The sequence below is a fragment of the Ruegeria sp. C12 genome, assembly GCF_056537745.1.
On the sequence record NZ_JBQFSA010000001.1, the window covers coordinates 248,924 to 274,937 of the forward strand.

General features: G+C 60.0%; 22 protein-coding genes. 10 read left to right on the forward strand and 12 right to left on the reverse strand.

The window, feature by feature from the left end:
- Nucleotides 1–2 precede the first annotated feature (2 nt).
- A complete protein-coding gene (locus ACR0C9_RS01165) occupies nucleotides 3–746 on the reverse strand; it encodes a rhomboid family intramembrane serine protease (protein ID WP_480780185.1) in 744 nt (247 codons plus the stop codon).
- A 42-nt stretch (nucleotides 747–788) separates the two neighbouring features.
- Nucleotides 789–4,187: a bifunctional proline dehydrogenase/L-glutamate gamma-semialdehyde dehydrogenase PutA gene (gene putA / locus ACR0C9_RS01170; RefSeq protein ID WP_480780186.1), complete on the reverse strand. Its 3,399-nt coding sequence runs from the start codon at nucleotides 4,185–4,187 to the stop codon at nucleotides 789–791.
- 103 nt (nucleotides 4,188–4,290) lie between these two features.
- Here putA and ACR0C9_RS01175 point away from each other — a divergent pair, with 103 nt between their 5' ends.
- Complete coding sequence (locus ACR0C9_RS01175) at nucleotides 4,291–4,776, forward strand: winged helix-turn-helix transcriptional regulator (protein WP_170622915.1); 486 nt, start codon at nucleotides 4,291–4,293, stop codon at nucleotides 4,774–4,776.
- Nucleotides 4,777–4,806: 30 nt separating this feature from the next.
- On the forward strand, nucleotides 4,807–5,373 hold the full coding sequence (locus tag ACR0C9_RS01180; RefSeq protein WP_170452557.1) for a tetratricopeptide repeat protein: 567 nt from the start codon (nucleotides 4,807–4,809) through the stop codon (nucleotides 5,371–5,373).
- On the opposite strand, the gene ACR0C9_RS01185 is transcribed toward ACR0C9_RS01180, so the two are convergent.
- Together ACR0C9_RS01185 and ACR0C9_RS01190 are read right to left on the reverse strand one after the other, a co-directional pair.
- Nucleotides 5,370–6,194 carry an IclR family transcriptional regulator gene (locus ACR0C9_RS01185; protein WP_480707766.1) on the reverse strand — a complete coding sequence of 275 codons (825 nt, stop codon included), beginning with the start codon at nucleotides 6,192–6,194 and terminating at the stop codon, nucleotides 5,370–5,372. The genes ACR0C9_RS01180 and ACR0C9_RS01185 overlap by 4 nt on opposite strands.
- A 111-nt stretch (nucleotides 6,195–6,305) precedes the next feature.
- A complete protein-coding gene (locus tag ACR0C9_RS01190) occupies nucleotides 6,306–7,079 on the reverse strand; it encodes a FadR/GntR family transcriptional regulator (protein ID WP_170452553.1) in 774 nt (257 codons plus the stop codon).
- A gap of 335 nt (nucleotides 7,080–7,414) precedes the next feature.
- Between ACR0C9_RS01190 and ACR0C9_RS01195 the strand changes: the two genes are divergently transcribed.
- The 4 genes from ACR0C9_RS01195 (at nucleotide 7,415) to dld (ending at nucleotide 13,538) form a co-directional block, all read left to right on the forward strand.
- The gene (locus ACR0C9_RS01195) at nucleotides 7,415–8,464 is read left to right on the forward strand and encodes a TRAP transporter substrate-binding protein (RefSeq protein ID WP_170521774.1); all 1,050 of its coding nucleotides are present in this window, start codon (nucleotides 7,415–7,417) and stop codon (nucleotides 8,462–8,464) included.
- 118 nt (nucleotides 8,465–8,582) lie between these two features.
- Complete coding sequence (locus ACR0C9_RS01200; RefSeq protein ID WP_170622923.1) at nucleotides 8,583–10,646, forward strand: TRAP transporter large permease subunit; 2,064 nt, start codon at nucleotides 8,583–8,585, stop codon at nucleotides 10,644–10,646.
- Nucleotides 10,647–10,658: 12 nt separating this feature from the next.
- A complete protein-coding gene (locus ACR0C9_RS01205; protein ID WP_170452549.1) occupies nucleotides 10,659–11,810 on the forward strand; it encodes an alpha-hydroxy acid oxidase in 1,152 nt (383 codons plus the stop codon).
- 18 nt (nucleotides 11,811–11,828) lie between these two features.
- On the forward strand, nucleotides 11,829–13,538 hold the full coding sequence (dld, locus tag ACR0C9_RS01210) for a D-lactate dehydrogenase (protein WP_170452547.1): 1,710 nt from the start codon (nucleotides 11,829–11,831) through the stop codon (nucleotides 13,536–13,538).
- A gap of 269 nt (nucleotides 13,539–13,807) precedes the next feature.
- Here dld and gph read toward each other — a convergent pair whose 3' ends face one another.
- Nucleotides 13,808–14,470, reverse strand: coding sequence for a phosphoglycolate phosphatase (gph, locus tag ACR0C9_RS01215; RefSeq protein WP_480626333.1), 663 nt, complete (start codon nucleotides 14,468–14,470; stop codon nucleotides 13,808–13,810).
- Nucleotides 14,471–14,694: 224 nt separating this feature from the next.
- Between gph and hemP the strand changes: the two genes are divergently transcribed.
- The gene (hemP, locus tag ACR0C9_RS01220; RefSeq protein WP_170452542.1) at nucleotides 14,695–14,868 is read left to right on the forward strand and encodes a hemin uptake protein HemP; all 174 of its coding nucleotides are present in this window, start codon (nucleotides 14,695–14,697) and stop codon (nucleotides 14,866–14,868) included.
- Complete coding sequence (locus tag ACR0C9_RS01225) at nucleotides 14,865–15,341, forward strand: hypothetical protein (protein ID WP_170452540.1); 477 nt, start codon at nucleotides 14,865–14,867, stop codon at nucleotides 15,339–15,341. Before hemP ends, ACR0C9_RS01225 begins: the two co-directional genes overlap by 4 nt.
- 41 nt (nucleotides 15,342–15,382) lie before the next feature.
- On the opposite strand, the gene ACR0C9_RS01230 is transcribed toward ACR0C9_RS01225, so the two are convergent.
- The 7 genes from ACR0C9_RS01230 to ACR0C9_RS01260 form a co-directional block, all read right to left on the reverse strand.
- Nucleotides 15,383–18,481 carry an aminotransferase class III-fold pyridoxal phosphate-dependent enzyme gene (locus ACR0C9_RS01230; protein ID WP_480780187.1) on the reverse strand — a complete coding sequence of 1,033 codons (3,099 nt, stop codon included), beginning with the start codon at nucleotides 18,479–18,481 and terminating at the stop codon, nucleotides 15,383–15,385.
- Nucleotides 18,482–18,550: 69 nt separating this feature from the next.
- Nucleotides 18,551–19,423, reverse strand: a complete 873-nt coding sequence (locus ACR0C9_RS01235; RefSeq protein ID WP_170622925.1) for an NAD(P)-dependent oxidoreductase — start codon at nucleotides 19,421–19,423, stop codon at nucleotides 18,551–18,553.
- A gap of 96 nt (nucleotides 19,424–19,519) precedes the next feature.
- The gene (gene cueR, locus ACR0C9_RS01240; protein ID WP_170452536.1) at nucleotides 19,520–19,909 is read right to left on the reverse strand and encodes a Cu(I)-responsive transcriptional regulator; all 390 of its coding nucleotides are present in this window, start codon (nucleotides 19,907–19,909) and stop codon (nucleotides 19,520–19,522) included.
- Nucleotides 19,906–22,377 (reverse strand): heavy metal translocating P-type ATPase, encoded by a 2,472-nt coding sequence (locus ACR0C9_RS01245; RefSeq protein WP_480780188.1) that lies wholly within the window; start codon nucleotides 22,375–22,377, stop codon nucleotides 19,906–19,908. The genes cueR and ACR0C9_RS01245 overlap by 4 nt, the downstream gene beginning before the upstream one ends.
- Before the next feature lie 141 nt (nucleotides 22,378–22,518).
- Complete coding sequence (locus ACR0C9_RS01250; RefSeq protein ID WP_170452532.1) at nucleotides 22,519–22,680, reverse strand: hypothetical protein; 162 nt, start codon at nucleotides 22,678–22,680, stop codon at nucleotides 22,519–22,521.
- 48 nt (nucleotides 22,681–22,728) lie between these two features.
- Nucleotides 22,729–23,349: a pyridoxamine 5'-phosphate oxidase family protein gene (locus ACR0C9_RS01255; RefSeq protein ID WP_480780189.1), complete on the reverse strand. Its 621-nt coding sequence runs from the start codon at nucleotides 23,347–23,349 to the stop codon at nucleotides 22,729–22,731.
- An 11-nt stretch (nucleotides 23,350–23,360) separates the two neighbouring features.
- Entirely contained in the window at nucleotides 23,361–23,825 is a 465-nt protein-coding gene (locus ACR0C9_RS01260; protein WP_170452529.1) for a nuclear transport factor 2 family protein, read from the reverse strand.
- 303 nt (nucleotides 23,826–24,128) lie between these two features.
- Between ACR0C9_RS01260 and ACR0C9_RS01265 the strand changes: the two genes are divergently transcribed.
- Nucleotides 24,129–24,692 carry a TetR family transcriptional regulator gene (locus ACR0C9_RS01265; RefSeq protein ID WP_170452525.1) on the forward strand — a complete coding sequence of 188 codons (564 nt, stop codon included), beginning with the start codon at nucleotides 24,129–24,131 and terminating at the stop codon, nucleotides 24,690–24,692.
- A 112-nt stretch (nucleotides 24,693–24,804) separates the two neighbouring features.
- On the forward strand, nucleotides 24,805–25,962 hold the full coding sequence (locus ACR0C9_RS01270) for an acyl-CoA dehydrogenase family protein (RefSeq protein WP_480780190.1): 1,158 nt from the start codon (nucleotides 24,805–24,807) through the stop codon (nucleotides 25,960–25,962).
- Nucleotides 25,963–26,014: the final 52 nt, after the last annotated feature.

Consider the following 26,014-nt stretch of genomic DNA (forward strand, 5'->3'; position numbering starts at 1 on the left):
GCCTACTTGCGCGGCACGCGCGGGATGCGTGATTGCGAGAGTTTGTATTTCGTTTCGGGGTGTGGCGGATGGCCATGGGTGCGATCCCAGAACGCTGTGCCGCCGCGATTCAGCCATAGCGGGATACACAGGATCAACCCGACGACGAACCCTCCGGTATGGGCCCAATATGCAACGCCGCCTTCGTCGGGGTTGCTGTTCAGGCTGCCGTAGAACTGCATCACCAGCCAGACGCCCAGCATCACAAAAGCCGGGATCGAAAAGACCCTGAAATAGACGATCAGGATCAGCAGAATATCGACGCGGGCCTTTGGGAACAGCAAAAGATAGCCGCCCATCACCCCGGCAATCGCGCCCGAGGCTCCGATTGTCGGCACCACCGAATCCGGCGCCGTGATGACGTGGATCAGCCCGGCCCCTATTCCGGCGACGAGATAGAAGAGCAGAAAGGGCAGGTGGCCCATTTCATCTTCCAGATTGTCCCCGAAGATCCAAAGAAACAGCATATTGCCGGCCAGATGCATCCAACCGCCATGCAGGAACATGGACGTCACGAATGTCTCGAACGCATAGCCATCCGCGATGCGCGCGGGAATGATCGCGTAGTCGAAATAGAACCGCTGGATCAGTTGCGGGTTATCCATGATCCCCACATAGCTGAGGAAGATCAGGATATTGGCCGCCATCAGCGTGTAAACGACATAGGGCGTGCGCCCCGAGGGGTTATGGTCGCGGATCGGAAACATGGCGCGACGCTGGGCTTTTCAGGGCCCAGCGTCAAGGTCAGCTTATGCCGCACCGCCCAACAACGCGGCGTTACCGCCTGCGGCTGTGGTATCGACGCAGACATGCCGTTCGCCCAACACGCGGGCGCGGTCCGGCAGGCCGGGGATCAGCGGCAGGATCGGACCGTCGCGACGGGCCAGATGCTGTTCGATCTGGCGTGCGGTATCCTCACCACCCCACCACAGAACGCCCGAAATGCCGGTCAGGTTCTCCAAGCGATGCAGATCAAGCGCTCCGGTAGCCTCAATCGCGGTTCCACCCAAGGCCAGAACCGCATCGGCCTGTGCACGTGATGCCGTCGAACCGGGGCCAAGGCACAGGACCGGTGGCCGTGCAAACTCGGACAACCGGTTCGATTCCCCTGTCGGGCCGGGCAGGGTTTGCGTCTGAACCGGGGCAGGTTGGCCTTTTGGCGCGGGCAACTCAGCCGATGCGCTCCAGGTCTCAGATGCCGTCTGGCGATCCGGTGCGCAGAACCGGGCCATATAGTTGGGGCCGCCCGCCTTGGGCCCGGTGCCCGACAGCCCCTCGCCACCGAAGGGCTGAGAGCCGACGATAGCCCCGATCTGGTTGCGGTTGACATAGACGTTGCCCGCGTGGATCGCCTCGGTCACGTGCTGGACGCGGTCGTCAATGCGGGTGTGCAGGCCGAAGGTCAGGCCATACCCTGTGGCGTTGATGTCCGCGATCACCTGATCGATCTCTTGCGCCTTAAAGCGGGCCACGTGCAGAACCGGGCCAAAAATCTCACGCTCAAGATCGGCGATGCCGCTGATTTCGATCAGGGTCGGGGCGATAAACACCCCCTCGGGCGGGGTGCCGAGTTCTTTGAGAACGCGCCCCTCGGCCCGCGCTTTGGAGACATGATCCGCAATGCCCTGACGCGCGGTTTCGTCGATCACCGGGCCGCAATCGGTTGAAATCAGCCACGGGTCGCCGACGCGAAGTGCGTCCATCGCGCCTTTCAGCATCGTCAAGACGTCGTCGGCAATGTCCTCTTGCAGATACAGGCAACGCAGGGCCGAGCATCGCTGGCCAGCGGACTGAAACGCGCTTTCGATGATCGATTGCACGGCCTGTTCCGGCAGCGCGGTGCTGTCGACGATCATCGCATTCAGACCGCCGGTTTCAGCGATCAACGGCGTGCCGGGCCGCATGTTCTGTGCCATGGCCGAGCGGATTTTCAGCGCCGTTGCCGTCGATCCCGTGAAGGCCACGCCCGAGATGCGCGCGTCCGAAGTCAGCGCCGCGCCCACCTCTGGCCCGCCGGGAAGCAGTTGCAGCGCATCACGGGGCACCCCGGCCTCGTGCAGCAGTTGAATGGCGCGATGCGCGATCAGCGGGGTTTGCGGTGCGGGTTTTGCCAGAACCGCGTTTCCGGTTGCCAGAGCTGCGGAAATCTGACCGGTGAAGATCGCCAGCGGGAAGTTCCACGGGCTGATGCAGGTGAAAATCCCGGCCGGTTTGGCCGCAGGGATGTTGGCCGCATAGTAGCGCAGGAAGTCCACCGCCTCGCGCAGTTCGGCCACAGCATCAAGCAGCGATTTCCCGGCCTCGCGGGCCAAAAGGGCGAACAGCTCACCGAAATGGGCCTCGTACAGATCAGCGGCCTTGTTCAGAACCTCAGTGCGTTGCGCGGCAGGGGCCTGCCAGGGGCTGGCAGAGGCCAAAGCCAGTTCGACATCTGCGGTGCTGGCGGGGGCAACGGCGCCGGGCTTGTCCTGAGGGTGCGCCGGGTTGATGACAGGTTGATCCGCCGCGGGTTTGGCCTGTTCGGAGAGCAGGGGCTGCGCATACCAGTGATGCGCCCGAAACCGGTCCCGCGCCGCATCGATCTTGTCGAGCGTCGGTGTATGCCGCAGGTCAAACCCCTTGGAATTCGGGCGTTCCGGCAGAAACAGTTCCGGCCCGGTCGGAAGCGGTGTCGAGGCCGACTGAACGGCGGTGAACGGGTCGGCTGCAACCTCTTCCGGCGGCACGGCCTCATCCACGATCTGGTTCACAAAGGACGAGTTCGCACCGTTTTCCAGCAAGCGCCGGACCAGATAGGCCAGAAGGTCACGATGCGCCCCGACGGGAGCATAGATGCGGCAGCGGGTCTTGTGCTTCTCCATGACCAGTTGATGCAGCGTCTCACCCATGCCGTGCAGGCGTTGGAATTCGAACGGCTGATCCTTGGCCATATGAAGAATGGCGCTGACGGTGTGGGCGTTGTGGGTCGCGAATTGCGGATAAATGCGGTCGGTCATGCCCAGCAACTTGCGCGCATTGGCGACATAGGACACATCGGTGGCAGCCTTGTGAGTAAAGACAGGGAACCCATCGACCCCTTCGACCTGCGCACGCTTGATCTCGGTATCCCAATAGGCGCCTTTGACCAGACGGACCATCAGCTTGCGGTCATGGCGCTGCGCCATGTCATAGAGCGTGTCCAGCACCAACCCCGCGCGCGGCCCGTAAGCCTGCACAACGATGCCAAAGCCATCCCAACCGGCCAGCGCAGGCTCGGCCATAACCTCTTCGATCACTTGCAACGACAGGGACAGGCGGTCGGCCTCTTCGGCGTCCACGTTCAGGCCCATCCCGGCGGCTTTGGCCAACAGGGCCAGTGCGCGCAGGCGCGGCACCAGCTCATCCATGACACGCTCTTCCTGTGCCAATTCATAGCGCGGGTGCAGGGCGGACAGCTTGACCGAGATGCCGGGGTTTGCGCGGATGTCGTCATGGGTGCACGCCTCGGCAATGGCGGCGATGGCGCGGGAATAGGACAGGTGATAGCGGGCGGCGTCGGCCTCGGTGCGCGCGGCCTCGCCCAGCATGTCATAGGAATAGGTGTAGCCCTTGGCCTCCATCCCGCTGGCGCGGCCCATGGCGGATTGAATGGTCTCTCCCAGAACGAATTGCCGGCCCATTTCCTTCATGGCGCGGCCAACGGCGGTGCGAATGACCGGCTCACCCAGCCGTTTGATCGCCCCGCGCAGGGCGCTGACGGGGGACGCCTTGCCTTCATCCAGCACCTTGCCGGTCAGCATCAAAGCCCAGGTCGAGGCATTGACCAGCGAGGATGAGGACTGGCCCAGATGCTTGCCCCAGTCCGAGGGCGCAATCTTGTCTTCGATCAGCGCGTCGATCGTGTCTGCATCCGGCACGCGCAACAGCGCCTCGGCCAGACACATCAAGGCCACGCCTTCGTCGGTCGACAGGCCGTATTCGGCCAGAAACACCTCCATCATCCCCGGCGAGGTACTTGACCGGATGTCGCGGACCAGCTGGGCGGCGGCAGCGCAAATGGCGGTGCGATCTGCGTCGGTCAGGTTTGCCGTGTCGATCTGGGACTGCAGCACAGATGACTGCTCCGCATAGGTTTGAGTGTCGATTAGGGTGCGCAGGCTGTGTGACATGAATCCTCCGGGCGTTTTTAGTAGTATATGCGTAAAAAATCAGGACAATCGCTTGAAGGTTGATGTATCATGGGCCATTCGCCTGAAATTTGGGTTTTGAACGATGCAAATGCACTTTCCTGAACTGGATCGGTTCGACCGGTCCATCCTGCAAGCCCTGGCCGAGGATGGGCGTATCTCGGTCGCGGATCTGGCCCGGCGGATCGGGTTGTCCAAATCTCCGACGCAGGCGCGGTTGAAACGGCTTGAGGCGGATGGGGTCATCAAAGGCTACCGCGCGATGCTGGATCCGATCCGGCTGGGATTGGATCACGTGGCCTTTGTCGAGGTGCGCATGACGGACACGCGGGAAAAGGCGCTGGCCGAGTTTAATGCGGCGGTCCGCAAGATTGCCGAGATCGAACAGGCGCATATGATTGCGTCGAATTTCGACTATCTGCTGAAGGTCAGGACCGGTTCCATGTCGGAATACCGGGCTGTTTTGGCCGAAAAGATCTCGTCCCTGCCGCATGTGGCCAGCACATCGACCTTTGTCGCGATGGAGGCTGTAAAGGAAACCGGAATGCTGGGCGCACTGGACGCAACTTGACAGAACCTCATCCCGCGCCATCCTTGGATTATGCGACATCTACTCCAGGCAGCGATCATTGGGTGTGCGGTAGCGTCTGCGGCGACAGCACAGTCTTGCCCGGACGCGCCAGATCATATCGACGGCGTCAGTGACCTGATTGCGCAGACCCAAAAGGCCGGGTCCGAGACCGAGGCGCGCGTATTCTCCAGCCAGATGTGGGAGCTTTGGACCGATGCGCCCGATGCCAAATCCCAGACTATGCTGGATCGGGGCATGGCGCGGCGCGAGGCTTGGGACCTGATCGGGGCTTTGGACGAGTTGAACGCGCTAGTCGACTACTGCCCGCAATATGCGGAAGGGTACAATCAGCGGGCCTTTGTCAATTACCTGCGGCAGGATTACGGATCGGCGCTGCGCGACCTCGACATCGCGATTGAGCTGTCTCCGAACCATGTTGCGGCGATCAGCGGGCGGGCCTTGTCGCTGCTTGGCCTGAACCGGCTGGACGAGGCAAGAACCGCGCTAAAAGACGCGCTGGACCTTAATCCCTGGTTGTCGGAACGGGCCCTGCTGGCACCCGGCGGACCGTTGGACCCGCCCGGACAGGACATCTAATCAGGGTGCATCGGCCGCCCACCAACGGCGCGCGTGATTTCACGTGCAGCGGCTGAGACCAGATCGCCGAACCGATCAATCGTTTCCGAATTAAACCGCGCGGTTGGCCCGGACACGGACACTCCGGCGCAGGGCAGGTTTTGTTCGTTGAATATCACCGCGCCGATACAGGACATCCCAAGATAGCGTTCTTCGACATCATACGACCAGCCGCGCTGCCGGATAACCTGCAAATCCGCCTCAAGAGAGGCGACATCGCTGTGCGTGTGTTCAGTGAAGGCTTCGAGCGTTGATGAAGACAGCAGTTTCCGCACGCCATCGGGCTCCATCGCGGCCAGAATCGCCTTGCCCGTGCCCGAGGCGTACATGGGCGTCCGCGCACCCGGCGGAAAAAAGGCGCGGATCGGGTTCTTCGTCTCGATCTGGCCGACAAAGACCACGTCTCCGGCGTCTGGTACGGCCAGATTTGCGGTCTCGCCGGTCTCCTGCATCAGCCTGTGCATGATGGGTCGCGAGATTTCGACCACGTTGTTGCGTTTCAGAAAGGCGGCCCCGGCGCGATACGCCTCGATCCCGACCATCCATTCCTGCCGGTCTTCGTCAAAGCGCACAAAGCCGCGATTGGCGAGCGTGGCCAGTATGCGGTGGGTGGTTGCGGTCGGCACGCCGGTCTCGCGGCTCAGATCCGTCAGAGTGCAGCGTTCCAGCCGGGCAACGGCGCTGAGGGTGCCAAGGGCGCGGTCCAGAGATTGCAGCGTCCCGGCCGAGCTTTCCTTGAACAGGGATTTCGGCCTGCCGCGCGGTCGTTTCGGTGTGTCCAATCCAGCCCCCTTATTGCGTTTCGGCAAAACCATAGGGGGCAGGCGGTATTTTTCATATAGTGGAAAATATTTTTATTTTTTGGTCGTTGAGTCGATCTTGGTCTCACTCAGTCACGTTGAGAGTATCCGCCGCTTTTCAGCCATCACCTCGCGCCGCTGTTGTTCGATGCCCAGCCGGAACGAGTCTTCCACGAAATCGATATGATCGAACGCGGCCTGTTCAGCGCGCTGCTCGTCCCCATCTATGACGGACTGACCAAGTTCCAGATGTTGGTCGAGCAGCTTCTTGCCCGAACCATCAATCGATTTCAAAAAGCTGCGGTTGTAGAAAACGCCCTGTTTGGTCAACTCGTAGATCGAGGCCATCATATGGATCAACGTGGCGTTCTGGCTGGCATCGACAATTGCGGCATGCAGCGCAAAATCAGCCTCGCGCGATGCCTTTGCGTCATTCTCCTGCCAGGCACGTTCGTTTTCGGCCAGAATCTCGGCAATACGTTCCTTATCGGCCTTGGTTGCACGACGCGCGGCGAGGCGGGCGGCAAAGCCTTCCTGCTCGCGCCGGTATTCCAGATAGTCGAAAAACGCAGGCTCGTGCCGTTCGTAAAGGGCCAACAGGGCTGGCAGCATTGCTTGCCCGGTCAAAGCGGCAACAAAGGTGCCTTCCCCGTGTTGCGTGGTCACAAGGCCGCGTTCTTCCAGAACCGACAATGCCTCGCGCAGTTTCGGGCGTGACACGCGCAGCATCTCAGCCAGATCGCGTTCCGACGGCAGTTTGCGCCCCTGTTTCAGGATGCCCGAAGCAATCAGATCCTCGATCTGCGCAACCACTGCGTCAGCCAGCGATTCGTGTCCGACTGGTTCGAAAATCGCTTTGGTGGACATGGGTGTCGCCTCGCTTTGGGTGCAATGAATGGCTTTATTGGTAAATAAATATAACCATCTGTTGGAAAAACTCAAGAAAACACGCTGTGCCTGATTTTTGGGCGCAATTCATTCATTTAAATGCGATTTTCGGCGTGACGGACGCTGAGGAAGCGCCCGTCGTCGATCAAATTAAATTGGGAAAGCTCCTGTAATTGCCTTGATGATCTTACCCACTGGTAAACAAAATTGTTGACTGGTTTGTAATGGTAAAGTTAGTTTACCACCGGAGAGGCGCTGGAAGAGCCTGCGCCGCTGATCGAGGCACTTGCCCGACCTACCCTGGAGGAGATTTCATGAAGAAGACCCTGACGAGCCTGGCCGTTGCTGCCAGCGTTCTGGCCGCACCAGCGATTGCCGCTGACAAGCTGTTGCTGAAAACCCCGATTGCCTTCTCGACCGAATTGCCGGGCCTGGGCTCGCCGATTCCGCGCGTGGCCGAGCAGTTGGACCTGATGTCGGGCGGTACGCTGAAAATGAAGGTGTATGAGCCGGGCAAGCTGGTTCCGCCGTTCGAAATTCTGGACGCTGTGTCCACCGGCAAGATCAACTCGGGCTACACCACTGCCGGGTATTGGGCCGGTAAAATCCCCGCCGCGCCGCTGTTCTCGGCTGTGCCCTTCGGTCCCGAGGCAGGCGAATACATGGCATGGCTGTATTACGGCAACGGCATGAGCCTGTATCAGGAGATGTACGATCAGGCCGGCTACAACGTCCACGTCATCCCTTGCGCGGTTATTGCCCCCGAAACCTCTGGCTGGTTCGCCACCGAGATCAATTCGCCCGAAGATCTGAACGGTCTGAAGATGCGCTTCTTCGGTCTGGGCGGCAAAGTCATGCAGAAACTGGGCGTCGCAACCTCGCTGCTGCCGGGTGGTGAGATTTTCCCAGCACTGGAAAAAGGTGCTATCGACGCGACCGAATTCTCGATGCCCGCGATCGACGCGCGTCTGGGCTTCCACAAGCTGGTCAAGTTCAACTATTTCCCCGGCTGGCACCAGCAGGCGACCGTGTTTGAGCTGATGATCAACAAGGATGTCTGGAACGAGACCAGCGATCAGCACAAGGCAATCATCGAAAACGCCTGCAAGGCCTCGATGGCGGACAGCTTTGCCGAAGGCGAAGCCATTCAGCACGCAGCGTTGATCGACAATGTCGAAAACAACGGTGTCACCATCAAGCAATGGTCGCCCGAGATGCTGGATACCTTCCGCGCGACCTGGGAAGAGGTTGCTGCTGAGGAAGCCGCAAACGACGCCTTCTTTGCCAAAGTCCTGGCCGACATGAACGAATTCCGTGATGGCTATGACCTGTGGAAGACCAACGCCTTCCTCCCGCGTCAGTAACCTTCCTGACTGACGCAACCGGGGCGGCGGCAACCGTGGCTCCGGTTCTTTGTTTCTGAATTTCGGACTTTCTAACCTTTCACCGCCCGCGCGCCGGGCTGCTGAGCGAGGAATGACCATGGCCACGCAAAAGAACCTCAACGATCCGGTCGAAGCCTATGAGGGCATCCTGGAACATCCCGAGACTGACCGCCAGAAAATCGCCGTGGCGATCGACACCAGCGTCAAGGCCGTAGGTCACGTGGTCATGTGGGCGAACGTCCTGCTGATGGCGGCGATCTTCTCTCAGGTCTCGCTGCGTTACCTGTTCAGCCAGAACTATCCCAAGCTGGATGAGATCCAGTGGCACTTTTACGGCATCGTCACGATGATCGGCATTTCCTACGCCCTGATCACCGACAGCCATGTGCGTGTGGACGTCTTGCATATGCAGCTGTCTCGCCGGGCGCAGCGGATCATCGAAGTGATCGGCATCCTGACCCTGCTGACCCCGTTCATCTATCTGATGATCGATCAGGGCTATGACTATTTCTACGAAAGCTTCCGCGTCAATGAACGGTCGGACAGCCCCACCGGTCTGCCTGCTCGTTGGGCGTTTAAGGCGGTCATTCCGATCAGTTTCATCCTGCTGGCGCTGGCCGCGCTGGCGCGGTTGATCCACGATGGACACGCGCTGCTTTATGGGCCGGCCTCGGAACGCAAAGGCGCGCCGCTGCGCCGTATCCTGCTGGTGCTGGCTGTCTTTGCCGCCGTTTGCGTGGGCCTGACGTTCCTTGTTGAGACGACCGAGGAAAAGCTGGTCATCGCGATGTTCCTGACCTTTATCGCGCTTCTGTTTACCGGCTATCCGGTGGCTTGGGTTCTGGCCGGTGTCGGTGTGGCCTACTGTGGTTTGGCCTACCTGTTCGACAATGATCTGATGTTGTGGACCGGATTGGAAAGCACGTTTACCGGGCTCGATTACCTGACCCTCGGCGCGGTGGTAAATCGTGTCTACGCGACCATGTCCAACGCGGTTCTGGTGGCGCTGCCGATGTTCATCTTCATGGGCCTGATGCTGGACGAATCCGGTGTGGCCGAGCGTCTGATGTCTTCGATGCAGCGCCTGTTCGGCACCGTGCGCGGAGGTCTTGCGATTACCGTGACTCTGATCGGGATCATCCTTGCGGCCTCGACGGGCATCATCGGTGCGTCTGTTGTGCTGCTGGGCGTGCTGTCGCTGCCGTCGATGATGCAGCAGAAATACCAGCCGACGCTGGCGGCGGGTGTGGTGTCGGCCTCGGGCACGCTGGGCATCCTGATCCCGCCGTCGATCATGCTGGTGATCATGGCTGACCAGATGGCCTTGTCTGTCGGAGACCTGTTCATGGCCGCTGTCTTCCCCGGCGTGATCATCGGTGGCCTCTACCTGACCTATATCTTCATCCTCGCGCTGGTGAAGCGCGACGCAGCCCCGGTGCCCGAGGGCGCAAAGGCCCCCGACTGGGCCGCCGTCAAGGACGTGCTGATCGCGGTCATCCCGACGCTGATGCTGATCCTCGCGGTTCTGGGGTCGATCTTTGCTGGTCTGACCACTCCAACCGAGGCCTCAGGTATCGGTGCGTTGGGTGCGACGCTGCTGGCGCTTGGCTATCGCAAGCTGAGCTTTGCGAAACTGTGGAACGTGCTGGTCTCGACCTTCAACACCACCGCCTATATCTTCGCGATCTTCCTTGGGGCGACTGTATTCTCCTACGTCCTGCGTGAATTGGGCGGCGACGAGTTGATCGAACACGTCGTGCAATCCACCGGGTTCGGAGCCAACGGCACCATCCTCTTCATCCTGTTCATCGTCTTCCTGCTGGGCTTTGTGCTGGACTGGATCGAGATCACGCTGATCGTGCTGCCCTTGATGCGCCCCATCGTGAACGGGTTGGGCATCGACATTCCCGGTTTTGGCGTTCTGGATGAACCGGCGCTGGTGTGGTTCGTCATCCTTGTCGCGGTGACGCTGCAAACCAGCTTTCTGACACCGCCGGTTGGCTTCGCCCTGTTCTACCTGAAAGGCGTGTGCCCGCCCGAGATCAAGCTGACCCACATCTACAAAGGCATTATCCCCTTTGTCCTGTTGCAGCTGACCGGCCTGGCATTAGTCTTCCTGTGGCCAACCCTAGCCACCTGGCTACCTTCGGTCGCTTACTAAGGAGCCTGCCTGATGCGCCTGACCCAATGTCATAACTTCCACGACTTCAGGCGGCTGGCCAAACAGCGGCTGCCGGGGCCGATCTTCAACTACATCGACGGTGGCGCGGATGATGAGGTGACGTATCGCGAAAACACCAACGCGTTCGACCGTTGCGACCTGCTGCCCTCGGTCCTGCGCGGGGTGAAGGACGTGGATATGTCGGTCACGGTGATGGGGCAAAAGCTGGACATGCCGGTCTATTGTTCGCCTACCGCCCTGCAGCGCCTGTTCCACCATCAGGGCGAACGCGCGGTGGCAGCGGCGGCTGAGAAATACGGGACGATGTTCGGGGTGTCCTCGCTAGGCACGGTCTCGCTTGAGGAGTTGCGGCAAAAGCACAAGAACCCGCAGGTCTATCAGTTCTACTTCCACAAGGATCGCGGGTTGAACTCGGCCATGATGCAGCGCGCCAAAGAAGCCGGTGTCGAGGTGATGATGCTGACCGTTGACAGCATCACCGGCGGCAATCGTGAGCGTGACCTGCGCACCGGGTTTTCCATCCCGTTCCGCCTGACGCTGGGTGGCATGATCCAGTTTGCGATCAAGCCGATGTGGGGGATCAACTATGTCACGCATGAGAAATTCCGCCTGCCGCAACTGGAAGAACACGTCGACATGGGCGGCGGTGCCAGTTCCATCGGCGGCTATTTCACCGACATGCTGGACCCGTCGATGAACTGGGATGACGTGGCGCAGATGGTGCGCGACTGGGACGGTCAGTTCTGCCTCAAGGGCGTCATGACCGTCGAGGATGCCAAACGCGCCGCCGAGATCGGCTGCACCGGCATCATCCTGTCGAATCACGGCGGGCGGCAACTGGACGGGTCGCGCACGCCGTTCGATCAACTGGCCGAGATTGTCGATGCGGTGGGTGACAAGCTGGACGTGATGATGGACAGTGGCATCCAACGTGGCACGCATGTGCTGAAGGCACTGTCGATAGGGGCCAAAGCTGTGGGCGTCGGACGGCACTATCTGTACCCGCTGGCCGCTGCAGGGCAGGCGGGGGTCGAACGCTCCCTTGGCTTGATGCGGGCCGAGATTGAACGCGACATGAAACTGATGGGCGTCACCAGCATCGATCAACTGAGCCGCGAGAACATCCGTTTTCGCAACGTATAGAACGGGCCGGAGGCTGCCATGACCAATGACGCGCTGATCAAACATTTCCGTTCCATCGTCGGATCGCGCCACGTCCTGACAGGCGAACGCGCGACCGAGCGGTTCCGGCGCGGCTTCCGCTCGGGCGAGGGGGAGGCGCTGTGCGTCATTCAACCCGGTTCTTTGTTGGAACAGTGGAAGGTGCTGCAAGCCTGCGTTGCCGCCGACAAGATCGTCATTATGCAGGCGGCCAATACCGGACTGACCGAGGGGTCGACCCCTTCGGGCAGTTATGATCGCGATGTGGTGCTGATCAACACGCGGCGGATGGATGCTCTGGTGCCCCTGAATGATGGCGCGCAGATCGTCAGCTTTCCGGGCGCCACCCTGTTTGCATTGGAGAAACTGCTGGCCCCGCTTGGGCGCGAGCCGCATTCGGTGATCGGATCATCCTGTATCGGCGCGTCGATTGTGGGTGGCGTCTGCAACAACTCGGGCGGTTCGCTGGTTGAACGCGGGCCGGTTTATACGGAACTGTCCGTCTATGCCCGGATCACCGAACAGGGCGAGTTGGAACTGGTCAACCATCTGGGCATCGATCTGGGCGAAACGCCCGAGGAAATCCTTGCCAATCTCGATGCAGGACAGTTCGAGCGCAATCCGGGGGCGACGAACAAGCGCGCCTCGGCCAGCGACTATGCGCAGATCGTACGGGACGTGGATGCCGAAACACCTGCGCGGTTCAACGCGGACAAGGCCAAACTGTTCGAATCCGCCGGATCCGCCGGAAAATTGGCGGTGTTTGCCGTGCGTCTTGATACCTTCCCCAAGAACAAGGCCGAACAGGTCTTCTATATCGGAACCAACGACCCCGAGGATCTGGCAGACTTGCGTCGACATATCCTGTCCGAGTTCCAGTCTCTGCCGGTATCCGCCGAATACATGCAGCGTGAGGTATTCGACATCACCGCGAAATACGGCAAGGACACGGTGGTGATGATCGACAAGCTGGGCACAGATCGGCTGCCATTCTTCTTTGCCATGAAGGGGGCCGTGGATGCCCGTTTGCGCCGCGTTCCGTTCCTCAGCAGTTTTACCGACAGGTTCATGCAAATGGCGGTGTCTTTGTGGCCCCGCGTACTGCCTAAACGAATGACGCAGTTCCGGGACAAGTACGAACACCACCTGATCCTGAAGATGAAAGAGGGTGGCATCGCCGAGGCCGCCAGTTGGTTGCCGGAATTTCTGAAAGACCGTGATGCGGATTTCTTCGAATGCGACGCGCGCGAGGCCAAGATTGCCGGTCTGCACCGGTTTGCCGCCGCGGGTGCCGCCGTGCGCTATATGGCCATCCATGCCAATGAGGTTGAAGACATCATCGCGCTGGATGTCGCCCTGCGCCGCAACGATAGGGAATGGTTGGAAAAACTGCCCCCCGAGATCGAGGATCAACTGGTCCACAAACTCTATTACGGCCACTTCATGTGCCACGTGATGCATCAGGATTACGTGGTCCGGAAGGGGGCAGATCCCAAGGCGCTCAAGGCTGCGATGCTGAAGCTGTTCGATCAGCGCGGGGCGGAATACCCGGCAGAACACAATGTTGGCCACCTGTATAAGGCCAAGCCCGATCTGGCGGCACATTACACATGCTGCGATCCGACCAACTCGTTCAATCCGGGTATCGGGAAAATGTCGAAGGCAAAACACTATCAGGATCAACGCGGTGTGAACTCTGCCGCACAATAGGACTAAGGCTCGCAGAAGTCGCGGAACGAGCGTGAACAGCATCCTGTTCGCCAGGTCGGCCTGATTGATACTGCGGGACCGTCGCAGGTATCCAAAGCAGCCTTTTGCAACTTTTTTGTTTCTCTACGGGAAACCCCCAATTTCGCCGCGAAAAGGGATTCGTTAGAACGAACCCAACCACAGGTCGCGCGCGACCAAACAGTTTTTCCCCGATGAGGGGCTGGTCACTACCCCCTCGGCCGGCCCCTCAATAATTTTTGGGCGTGGGTTTACTGTGCCTCTTCCAGCATCCGAGATACCAACGCCGGTAATTCGGTTGCACTGTCATAGGCAACGGTGTGCGGAATCTCCGCGACCGGCGATTTTCGGTAGCCTTGGGTAAACAGCAGAAATGGAATCCCCGCCCGGTCCGAGGTTTCTGCATCCACTTCGCTGTCCCCGACAAACAGGCGTGGCCCTGGGGCGCTGAGCGCGTCAAAGCTGGCGAACAGGTGGCTGGGGTCGGGTTTTCGTGTGTCCAGGCTGTCGCCACCAAGGACCGCATCGAAGAAAGGTGACAGGTTGAGCGCATCCAGAATGTGATGGGCCGGGGCCTCGGGCTTGTTGGTACAGACGCCAAGGGTACAGCCCATGCGTCTGAGGTCGTCCAACGCCTCGGGAATGCCATCATAGGGCACAGTCGTTTTGCTGGCCCCGGCATTGTAATGGGCCAGCATCACTTTGGTCAGTTCGCTGTGGCGGTCCATCGGCAGGTTACAGTGCCGGATCACGCGCTCGACCAGCTTGGGCAGACCGTTTCCGACGAATCGACCGATGACCTCTGGGGGCAGGGGCGGCAGGCCGACGTCGTCCAGCGTCCGGTTTGCGGCTGCCACGATATCGCCGAGGCTGTCGATCAGAGTTCCATCGAGGTCAAATACAACCGCTGCCATCACTGAATACCTGCCTAATTGCTGAATTTGTCAAAGACTTATCGTGGCTTGGCGCTGGTCGCAAACCGGCAAATTCCCGCGCGTGCAAACAGGGCACTTGACATACCTTACTAAAATAATCAGATTAAGCGCAGGAACAGAGAGCCAGCCCATTCTCGGGTCAGCCAGAGTAATAAACCGCGAACAAACAAGGCCGTTTGCCTGAAAACTTCTGGAGTTGACCGATGAACGCGCAGACCCCGACCCCGAACCCTACTCAATCCTATGCTGTGTCCATGCTGCCTTCGCACAAAGCCGAAGAGCTGACAAAGGGTGGCAACCTGGCCCATATCGAGCTGGGCGATCAAATGTATACCCTGCGCATCACCCGCGCGGGCAAATTGATTCTCACCAAATGAGCGCGCCGACGTCGCGGGGTGGGGCGTCCGTTGGCCGGTTGTCCGACCTCGACCCGATCGAAGCAGGTGCTGTTATGTATCTGCGGCTTTGGGGCGATGGCCCCAAGGGCCGTGCGGATGCAGCAAGTGATTTCGACATTGCGCTGGGCGCGGATCAGGGCCGGGCGGCGATGCTGACGCTGGATCGGCTGTGCTCGCTTTGTGCCCATCACGGTCGCCGACCGCTGGTGCGGCATGGGTTGGGATGCGGATGCCTGGGCGCGGATGAAAACTGTTTCGCGCAAATGATCGGCGCGGCAGCCGAAGGCGCGCGCGAGGATGCGATGATGATGGCATCCCTGATCGTGCGTCCGGATTTTGCCCCGGCTCTGGCATCACTGTCCGAGGAACTGGGCCTGACCCTGCGGCGCATGATGACGGCCATTCCGATGCAGACCACCGGCCACCAGACCCCCTCGACCGTGTTGCACTAAACGACGCGGTAAACCCCGGCTTAACGGCCGGGGTTACTTTGTCAGCAGCAGCCACATCCCGCGTGATGGTGGTCGTGATCGCAAACCTGCGCCGGAGTGAAATCACCGACCTCTGACAACACATCCCTAAGCGCGAACAGGATCATATCCACATCCTCGGCTTCGATGGTCAGGGGCGGGCGGATTTTCAGGATATTGTCCTTTGGCCCCTCACTGCCGATCAGGATGCGGTGGTCGCGCATCCGGTTCTTGACGTATTTGCAGATTTCAGTGCCTTCCGAGCCGTCGGGGTTGATCAACTCCACCCCCAGAAACAGCCCCATCCCGCGAACATCTCCGACACATCCGAAATCAGATTCGATCTGGCGCAACCCGTCGATCAGCCGCGCACCCATCAGGCGCGCATTCTCCTGCAGGCCTTCGTCATCGACGATATCCAGCACCTCTTTGCCGATCCGGCAAGACAGGGTCGAGCCGCCAAAGGTCGAGAAAAACTCGATCCCGTTGTCAAAGCTTTGGGCGATCTCTTTGGTGGTGACCACAACGCCCAGAGGGTGGCCGTTACCGATGGGCTTGCCCATCACCACGATGTCCGGCAACGCGCCCTGATGCTCAAAACCGAAATAGTAGTCACCCAGACGACCCAGCCCGGTTTGCACCTCATCCGCGATGCAAACACCCCCAGCAGCGCGAATTTTCTCATAAACGGCAGGCAGATAGCCCTTGGGCGGTATGATCTGCCCCCCGACCGAGGGGAAGGTTTCTGCGACGAACCCGGCAAGCCCATGGCCTTTGCTTTGCAACGCGGTGATCGCCGGATCGACGAAATCGGCGAACTTCTGGGCGCGGTCCGGATCATCGCGCCGGAACGATCCGCGATAATCATCCGCGACCTCGACCAGTTCAACCCAATCCGCCTGACCAACCCCGCCGGGTTTGTTGAACTTATAGGCCGAGATTGCCACCGCCGCGTTGGTATTGCCGTGATAACCATGATCCGGCGTCACGATCCCCTTGGCCCCGGTATGGGCGCGGGCCAGCCGCAGGGCCAGTTCGTTGGCCTCGGTGCCGGAATTGACGAAGAAACAGACCTCAAGGTGATCGGGCAGTTTCGACAAGACCTTATCGGCAAACGCCGTCTGTGCCGGATGCAGATACCGCGTGTTCGAGTTCATGCGCTTCAACTGATCCGCCGCAACGGCCTGAATGCGAGGATGCGCATGGCCCACATGGGGGACGTTGTTATACGCGTCCAAATAGGGGCGACCCCATTCGTCGAACAGATGGTGCTTCCACCCGCGCACCAGCATGACCGGATCATCATAGGTCAGCGACAGGTTGCCGCCGAAATGATCATGGCGGCCTTGCAGAATGGCCTGCTTGTCGGTCGGTTGATAGAGCACCTTGTCATCCGGCAAGTTCAACAACGCGGCGGGGTTCGGGCAGACCGCATGCCACAGGAACATCTCGTCCGGGTCGCCCACGCCGGGCCAGTCGGCCTCCATCCCAACCGTCGTCAGCGCCAATTGGAAATGCACATGCGGGGACCAGCTGCCATTCTGGCTGGCATCGCCAAGCTGTGCGAAGGCCGCGCCCTGCGCCACGGGATCGCCCGGTTTCAGCCGATCACAGACCTCGGGGTCCAGATGGCCGTAGAGGGTGTAGAACGGATCGCCTTGGGGCGTTTCATGGCGCAGGATCACCACGCCGCCATAATCCAGATGGCTGTCCCGGTTTTCGACCACTTCGACCCGCCCACTGACAGGCGCGTGCAATGCGGTCCCTGCCGGGGCAAAGACATCCACCGCCAGATGCACTGTCCGCCGGTCGGACGCCTTCCACGGGCCTTTGCGAAACCCCGGTTCCGCATAAATCAGCCGCGGTTCGTTGTAATATCCCAGCCAGAGCCCGTCTCCGAACTCTTCCCCGACCCGTGCGGCTTCTTCTAAAGGCATGTGGAACGGGTTTTGCGGCCAGGTCGAGTTTTCCACCGACAGCGAGCCCATGGGAACCTCGCCAAGGTCTTGTCCGAACATCAGGGCAAAGTGACCGCGATGTGCCGCCAGATAAGCGTGAACACGCTCGGCCCCGTCGGTGACCGGCAGGTGACATGCGGCGCGCAGACGCGCTGGCATCAAGCCGCCATTGACCGCAGCGTTTTCCAGAAACCGCCACGCCGGAGCCTGTGAAATCGTCACATAGGGATCAACCGGGTTCTCCGCCGCCATCAGGGTCGAGTTCACCACGGACACAGCCAACCGCATCCGCAGAAGTGGCCAGATCAGATCAAGCTCCTGCGGGCTCAGGCGGTTCGCGGCGTGATAGCCGCGTACCAGTGCTGTCAGCGCACGTTCGGGTTTCGGGTGATCCAGCACGATATAGGCACCGGCAATGGCCAGGTCGCACACGCGGGGCGCAGCGCACATATCACCCAGATCGATCAAGCCCGTGACGGTTTGGCCCTGACCCAGCGCGCCCTCGATCAGAACATTGTAATCGTTGGCGTCGTTGTGAATGGCCTGTCTCGGCAGGCTCGCAAGCGTGTCCGAAATGGCGTCGAACCCGGCGACGATTTCGCCCAGCAATCTGCGCCGGTCTTCATCCTGAATGACACCCAGTTGATCCGCAATCCAACCGGCCTGCGTCAGATCCCACTTGAACCCTGCCCGATCCAACCCGTCATGCGCGAAGCCTTCCAACGCCCGATCCGTCGCGCCAAGAACACGCCCCAACCTCAGGATCAATTCCTCGCTTTTGGGCGCGGCTTGCGCGTAACACTCGCCTGGCAAGCACTCAAGCAGCCAGACCAAACGGGATGCACCGGTTTCGTCCTGAATCTCCGGCAAAACGTCGCCATTCAAATCCGCAAAGACCTTTGGGAAGGGCAGGCCCGGGGCCGTCGCGGCAATATACTCCAACGCCTTGATCTGCAGATCCACCAAACCGCGCGCGCAGCCGGGGCGCATGACCTTGAGAATGTAATCCTGCCCGTTTTTCGCCTGCACCAGAAAGTTCAGATCATACTCACCATCCAGCCGCGTCAAACGCGCCTCAAGCCCCCAGTGCAGCCGCAGCGCAGTTGCCCAGAACACAGTCATATCGCTCATACCCTGTTCGTCCGACACCAGGATCCCCTTCATCTGGCTGAAAATATCTTCGGGGGGAGACGCGCCCTCAGGCGCGGCGGGGGGCAGACAGCCCCCCTGACCTCAGTCCAGCGCGCGCAAACGTTTGAACAGCGAGGACGTGTCCCACCGACCGCCACCCAGCTTTTGCACATCCTTGTAGAACTGGTCGACCAAAGCCGTCACTGGCAAGGAGGCCCCGGTTTCATTCGCCGTCTCCAGACAGATCCCCAGATCCTTGCGCATCCAGTCCACCGCAAATCCATGATCGAAATGATCGTCCAGCATGGTTTCATAGCGGTTCGCCATCTGCCAGCTGCCCGCAGCACCCTGGCTGATCACCTCAACGACCGAGCGCCCATCCAGCCCGGCCTTTTCGGCAAAATGCAACGCTTCGCTCAGGCCCTGAACCAGACCGGCAATGGCAATCTGGTTGCACATCTTGGTCATTTGCCCCGCGCCGCTGTCACCGATCCTGCGGCAGATCTTGGAATAGACCTGCATGATCGGCTCTGCCGCATCGTAAGCCACCTGATCGCCGCCGCACATGATCGACAATGCGCCATTCTCGGCACCCGCCTGACCGCCCGAGATTGGGGCGTCCACAAAGGCAATTCCCTTGCTATGCGCCGCGGCATACAGCTCGCGTGTGACCTTGGCGGACACGGTGGTGTGATCGACGAATGTTGCCCCTTCGGCCATGCCTTGAAAGGCGCCGTCCTCGCCGGTGCAGACCATGCGCAAATCGTCGTCATTGCCGACGCAGGCCATCACGAAATCTGCGCCCTGAGCAGCCTCTTGCGGGGTGATCGCCATCGCGCCGCCATGTTGGGCAACCCAGGCTTCGGCCTTTGCGGCTGTCCGATTGAAAACGGTCACCTCATGACCCGCCGCCTGCAAATGTCCGGCCATTGGATAGCCCATGACGCCCAAACCCAGAAACGCAACTTTTGCCATTTGGTGATCCTCTCTGCTGACCGGCCCCGTATCATTCAGCGGGCCGGAGTGTTGGTCAGAGACAAAGCAAAGCTGCGCCCAAAGGGCAACCCCGCGTCACGCCTTGCCGCCCAGATCCTGAAGGATCGGGCAGTCGGGGCGATCATCCCCTGCACAGGCGTCGATCAGGTGACTCAGCGTGTCGCGCATGGCCTTCAGGTCCGCGATCTTGGCATCGATTTGCGCCAGATGATCGCGGGCCACCCGTTTGACATCCGCACTGGCCCGCGTTTCGTCTTCGTAAAGCGCCAGCAGGGTGCGGCAATCTTCGATGGTGAACCCCAAAGCGCGGGCGCGGCCCAGAAAGGTTAGCTTGTGCAGGTCCTGAGGGCGGAAGACCCGGTACCCATTGTCGTCGCGCAGGGGTTTGATCAGAGCGATCTCTTCGTAGTAGCGGATGGTTTTGGCGGGCAGGCCGGTTTGTGCAGCGACATCTCCGATATTCATGCGCGGACCTCCTTGGATGTCGCCTTTGCGTTATCAGGCAGATCCGCGCGTACCCGCCGCAGGCGCAGCGCGTTCGAGACGACAAAGACACTGGACAAGGCCATCGCCCCTGCGGCCAAGGCCGGGGACAGCAAGTGACCTCCAAACGGATAGAGAACCCCCGCCGCAACCGGGATCAGAAGGATGTTATATCCAAAGGCCCAGCCCAGGTTCTGCCGAATGTTACGCATTGTGCGGCGGCTTATTTCAACCGCATTTGCAACGCCGCGCAAATCGCCGGACATCAGAACGACGTCCGCAGTCTCAATCGCTACGTCTGTGCCGGTCCCTATGGCGACACCTATGTCGGCCGCAGCAAGGGCAAGGGCGTCGTTGATGCCGTCGCCAACGAAAGCCAGGGAGCCAAACCGGTCCTGCAAGGATTGTATCGCGTCCCGTTTTCCGTCCGGCAGGACTTCGGCTGTGACATGATCGATACCCAAACGGTTGGCCAATGCCCTCGCCGTACGGGTGTTGTCGCCGGTGACCATCGCCAACGTCAAACCGGCCTCGCGCAGGCGCGCTAAAGCCTCGGGCGTGCCGGGTTTGATTGGGTCGGAAACATACAGCGCCGCCGCCAGCCGCCCATCAATCGCCACGAATAGCGGCGTTGCGCCTTCGGTGGCGCGGGCGTCGGACTCGGCTTGCAGCTCACCAAGGTCAAGGCCCTGTTGCTGCATCAGGGTCTTGGATCCGATCAGAACGCGCCGACCTTCGACCACGCCCTGCACCCCGAGGCCCGTCAGGGATTGAACCTCGGACGCATCGGGCAAATCTTTGGGACCGGCCCGCGTGACTGCCGATGCGATCGGATGCTCTGAACGTGCTTCCAGCGCCGCAGCTAAACGAAGCACCTCGGTCGGGTCGAACCCGGTTGTCGTTGTGATGTTGTCGAATTCGGGACGGCCCAGTGTCAACGTACCGGTCTTGTCCAATGCGATCACCTTTGCCTGTTGCAATTGCTGCAACGCATCACCCTTGCGGAACAGCACGCCCAGTTCGGCTGCCCGGCCCGTGCCCACCATGATCGAGGTCGGCGTTGCCAGACCCATGGCGCAGGGGCAGGCGATGATCAGGACCGAGACCCCGGCCACCAGCGCCAGCGGCAATGAGGGCGCAGGCCCGAATAGCAACCACGCGAGGACGGTCAGAACAGCGACAGTGATGACTGCCGGAACAAAGCGATAGGTGATCCGGTCCACCAGCCCCTGGATTGGCAGTTTGGCCACCTGCGCCTGTTCCACCAATCGAATGACCTGCGCCAGGACTGTATCGGCCCCGACACGTGTGGCCTGCACCCGCAGAGCACCGGTTCCGTTTATGGTGCCCCCAACAACCGGATCGCCGGGTGATTTGCCGACCGGAACGGGTTCGCCTGTGATCATGCTTTCATCCACAAACGTAGAGCCCTCCAACACCTGCCCATCGACCGCGATGCGCTCGCCGGGCCGAATTTGCAGGATGTCGCCCACAGTGATGTCGGCAATGGGGCGGTCGATAGCAGCGCCGCCCTGTTCAACTCGCGCGGTTTTGGGCTGCAGCCCGATCAGCTTGCGAATGGCTACGCCGGTTTTGCCTTTGGCGCGCGCCTCCATCCAGCGGCCCAGAAGGATCAGAACCACGATGACAGCGGCGGCTTCGAAATACACATTTGCTGTGCCCTGCGGCAGCACGCCGGGCGCAAAGGTCGCGGTCACCGAATAGAGGTAGGCGGCACCGGTTCCTAACGCGACCAGCGCGTTCATATCCGGCGTTCCGCGCAGCAGGGACGGGATGCCTTTTCGATAGAACACCCGCCCAGGACCGATCAGCAAAACTGTCGTCAGCGCGAATTGAATCAACTGACTGGTTTGCGCGCCAATGGTGCCGTGCACCCAGTGGTGGAAGGCGGGGATCATGTGGCCGCCCATCTCAAGAATGAACACCGGTGCCGCAAGCAGCGCGGCCAGCAACGTGGTCTGCTTCAGCTTTTGCGCCTCATCATCCTGCGTCGCGGGGGCAGTGCCATTCTGCCCCTCGATCCGGGCCGGATAACCAAGATCGGCCGCGACCCGAGCCAGTGTCGCGGGCGTGGTGGCATCCTCAAGATAAGTCACCCGAGCCGCCCCGGTCGCCAGATTGACATCAGCAGTCAAAACACCTGTGGTCGCGGCAAGCGCACGTTCGATCTTCGCCACGCAAGAGGCGCAGTTCATCCCGGTGAGCGCAAGGACAGTCTGTTCGATCGCCGCAGGATAACCGGCATCGTCCAGCGCTTCGGTCAGCGTCGTAACCGGACCCGTGGTTACGACCTGCGCAGTGTGGGTTGCCAAGTTGACCGAGGCGGACTCGACGCCTGCAACACCGTTCAACGCAGCTTCGGCCCGCGCAACGCAAGAGGCGCAGTTCAGTCCGGTGATCTTGATCTGTATTGGTTGAGGCTGTGCCATACGACTCGTCTCGGAACTATCTTTGCCCTCCACATGAGGGTTCCAGTGACGGGAAGGTCAAGGGGCGCGCCATGGATTTTCGCGGAAATCAGGCGTTAATGCAGTTGGGGCATTCGGAAGTGCGTCTGACGAGGTACACCGTCAGTTTTGCAGCAAACGGTCCAGCAACAATGTCTGTTCACCCGTCGCGGGCTGTGTCCGGACCGCATTCGGGGAGGCAAAAAAACCATAGAGGACAACAAGAAAGGCGCAACCGGCACCTGCAAGCGCGATCAGGGCGATATTCATCGTTGAACGTAGCATGGTAGTCCGTCCTCCGTCCGCGAAGGTGATTTGAAGGGTCTCTGCGACCTAATTCGATTGGGCCAGTGCTTGTTTCAGCCGTTCATTTTCAGCCTGCAACTGCGCCAGTTGCTGTCCCAGGGCGTTCAGATGCGGGCGCAGTTCAGCCTCGGTACAACGGGGCGTGATATGGCTGGGGCAATTCCAGTCCAGCGCCTCGACCCGGATGATCACGGCGCGTTCGGCGCGTGTGGTGGCCCCGTCGGGATACAGGCTGGTTGTGGCCGCCTCGCCTTCGGTAAACTCCACACGCCCCAGAATCTTGAGACGGCGCTGATTGGCGTAATCCATCAGGATCATCGCAATTCGATCGTTCCCGTCCAGATTCCCGCGCGAGATATACTGTTTGTTGCCGGAAAAATCGGCATAGCCGATGGTCTGTGTCCCCAGCACCTTCAAGAACCCGACAGGGCCGCCGCGATACTGAACATAAGGCCATCCAGTCTCGGACACGGTGGCCTGATAGAACCCGTCCCGCGCTGTGATAAACGCTTTTTCCGCATCGCCGATCAGGTGGCCTTGCTGTGGGCCACCTTCGATAAACTTGGCATAGGTTTTTGCCGATCCCATCCGTTCCTGATGGGCGCGAACGGCTGGGGTGAAGGTCAGTTCGGAAAAGGCGCGCGGCATGGTTTGTCCTTTCACAGACCCAAGTCTGACAGCCCCGGATGGTCTTCCGGGCGTTCGCCCTGCGGCCAGTGAAACAGGCGGTCATCCTCGGTGATCGGCAAATCGTTTAACGAGGCGTGACGATGCGACATGCGCCCGTCCTCGGCAAATTCCCAATTCTCATTGCCATAAGACCGGAACCACTGACCGCTGTCATCGTGCCATTCATAGGCATAGCGCACCGCAATGCGATTGTCGGAAAAGGCCCAAAGCTCTTTTATCAGGCGATAGTCCAGTTCCTTGCGCCACTTGCGGGTCAGGAAGGCGTGGATGTCGGCGTGGCCGGACAGAAATTCGGCCCGGTTCCGCCATTGGCTGTGTTCGGTATAGGCCGGGGTCACGACATCTGCATCACGGGAATTCCAGGCGTTTTCTGCCATACGAACCTTTTGCGTGGCGGTTTCGACGGTGAAGGGCGGCAGCGGTGGTCGGGACATTTTCGGGTGCTCTTTCAGACGAGTGCAGCGGCGATCATCGCCAGGGTCAACAGGACCGGCAGATATTGTGGTGGAACAAGGTTGGCGTGTCGTTTCATCGGTCAAATCCTTGGGTGAACTGATCGGTAAGAATACCTCTAAAGTGTACCGATCTGTCAATAAACTCAAGTATTATTTTGCGACTTGATGTAATTCCTTAAGAAACGGGGCGAAAAGCTATGTATTTCAACGGGGTAGGCAAGGTGGATTGAACCGCGCGGCCAAGTTTAATATGTACAGGTCAGTACATGCAGGAGCGGGATCATGCGCCCAAACAAACGAGATGAGCTTGTTCGCAAGGCGATGCAGGTGTTCTATCGCGACGGGTTTCACGCGACTGGCATGGACAAGCTGGTGGTGGAAACGGGCGTGTCGAAAACCTCGATGTACAAGCATTTCCGCACCAAGGAAGAGTTGATCCTGGCCGTCCTGCGCCTGCGGGACGAAAGCTTTCGCGAGTGGGTTCTGGGGCGTATGTCAGACAGGGCCGACACGCCGGCGGGGCAAATCCTGGCCAGTTTCGACGCCCTCAAGGAATGGTTCGAACAGGACGAGTTTCGCGGCTGCATGTTCATCAAGGCGGGGGCCGAGTATCAGGAAGCCGATCATCCGATCCATGTTCAGGCCGCCAGACACAAGCAGGTGATGCTGGATCATTTCACGCACCTTGCACAAAAGGCGGGCGCCCCTGCACCTGAAACGCTGGCACGACAGATTGTCTTGCTGCAGGAAGGTGCAATAGTCTCTGCCGTGCTGTTGAAAAGCGGCGACCCTGCCGAAGACGCCAAAGAGGCTGCCGCATTACTGCTGAAAACCGCCCTGGCCTAACCCTCCGGGAAAGAACGTTGCGTTGTTCAGGGGCCCAACGCCACGTCACATGGATTGGCGGGAAGCGCTGGGCTAGGTAGCCTATAACAAACGCTTATCCGGAGATCTGAAGATGTCGCTTTTCACCTCGTCCGCCGCCTGGGTTACAGATGAACACCGCATGTTTGCCGATATGGCAGGCCGGTTCATGGATGATGAACTTTCCCCGAATGTTGAAACATGGGCCGACAACGGCGTTGTCGACCGCGTGTTTTGGCACAAGGTCGGCGAAGCAGGGCTGATGGCGGGCTCGGTCGCCGAAGAATATGGCGGCGTTGGTGGCGGCATGGGGTTCGATGCCGTGACAATCTATGAACAAGCCGCGCGTGGTGATGCGGGTTGGGGGTATGGAATTCAGTCCATCGTGACCCACTACATCGCGACCTATGGCAGCGAAGACCAAAAGCAAAAATGGCTGCCCAAGCTGATCTCGGGCGAAATGGTCGGCGCGCTTGCAATGACAGAACCGGGCACCGGGTCCGACGTTCAGGCCGTGCGGACGACGGCCGAGAAGGATGGCAACTCTTACAAGCTCAACGGGTCCAAGATTTTCATCACCAACGGTCAGTCGGCGGACCTGATCGTTGTTGCGGCGAAAACGGATAAGTCCCTTGGGGCAAAGGGTGTCTCCCTGATCGTGGTCGAAACCGAAGGCGCGGATGGGTTTCGCCGGGGGCGTAACCTCAAAAAGCTGGGCATGAAGGGCAACGACACCGCCGAGCTGTTCTTTGAGGATGTCAAAGTGCCGTTGACGAACTTGCTGGGCCCGGATGAGGGGCAGGGGTTTTATCAGTTGATGAAGCAATTGCCCTGGGAACGTCTGACCATCGGTCTGATGGCCCTTGGGGCAATCGATTTCGCCATCGCCGAGACGGTGAAATACGTGCAAGAGCGTAAGGCCTTCGGTCAGCGTGTCATGGACTTCCAGAACACGCGTTTCAAACTGGCCGAGTGCAAGACCAAGGCCGAAGTGCTGCGCAGCTTTGTGAACGACTGTATCGCCAAGCTGGAGGCTGGAGAACTGGACGCCGCGACAGCCTCGATGGTCAAATACTGGGGGTCCGAGGTGCAGAACGAAATCATGCACGAATGCCTGCAACTGTTTGGCGGCTATGGGTTCATGATGGAATACCCGATTGCCCGTCTTTACGCGGATGCACGCGTGCAGATGATCTATGGCGGCACTAACGAAGTTATGAAAGAACTGATCGCGCGGTCACTCGACGTCTAAGGGGCTCCCGCCCATCTTTGTCGTTTCTGTCGAAACGACTGTGCTGGTTGGG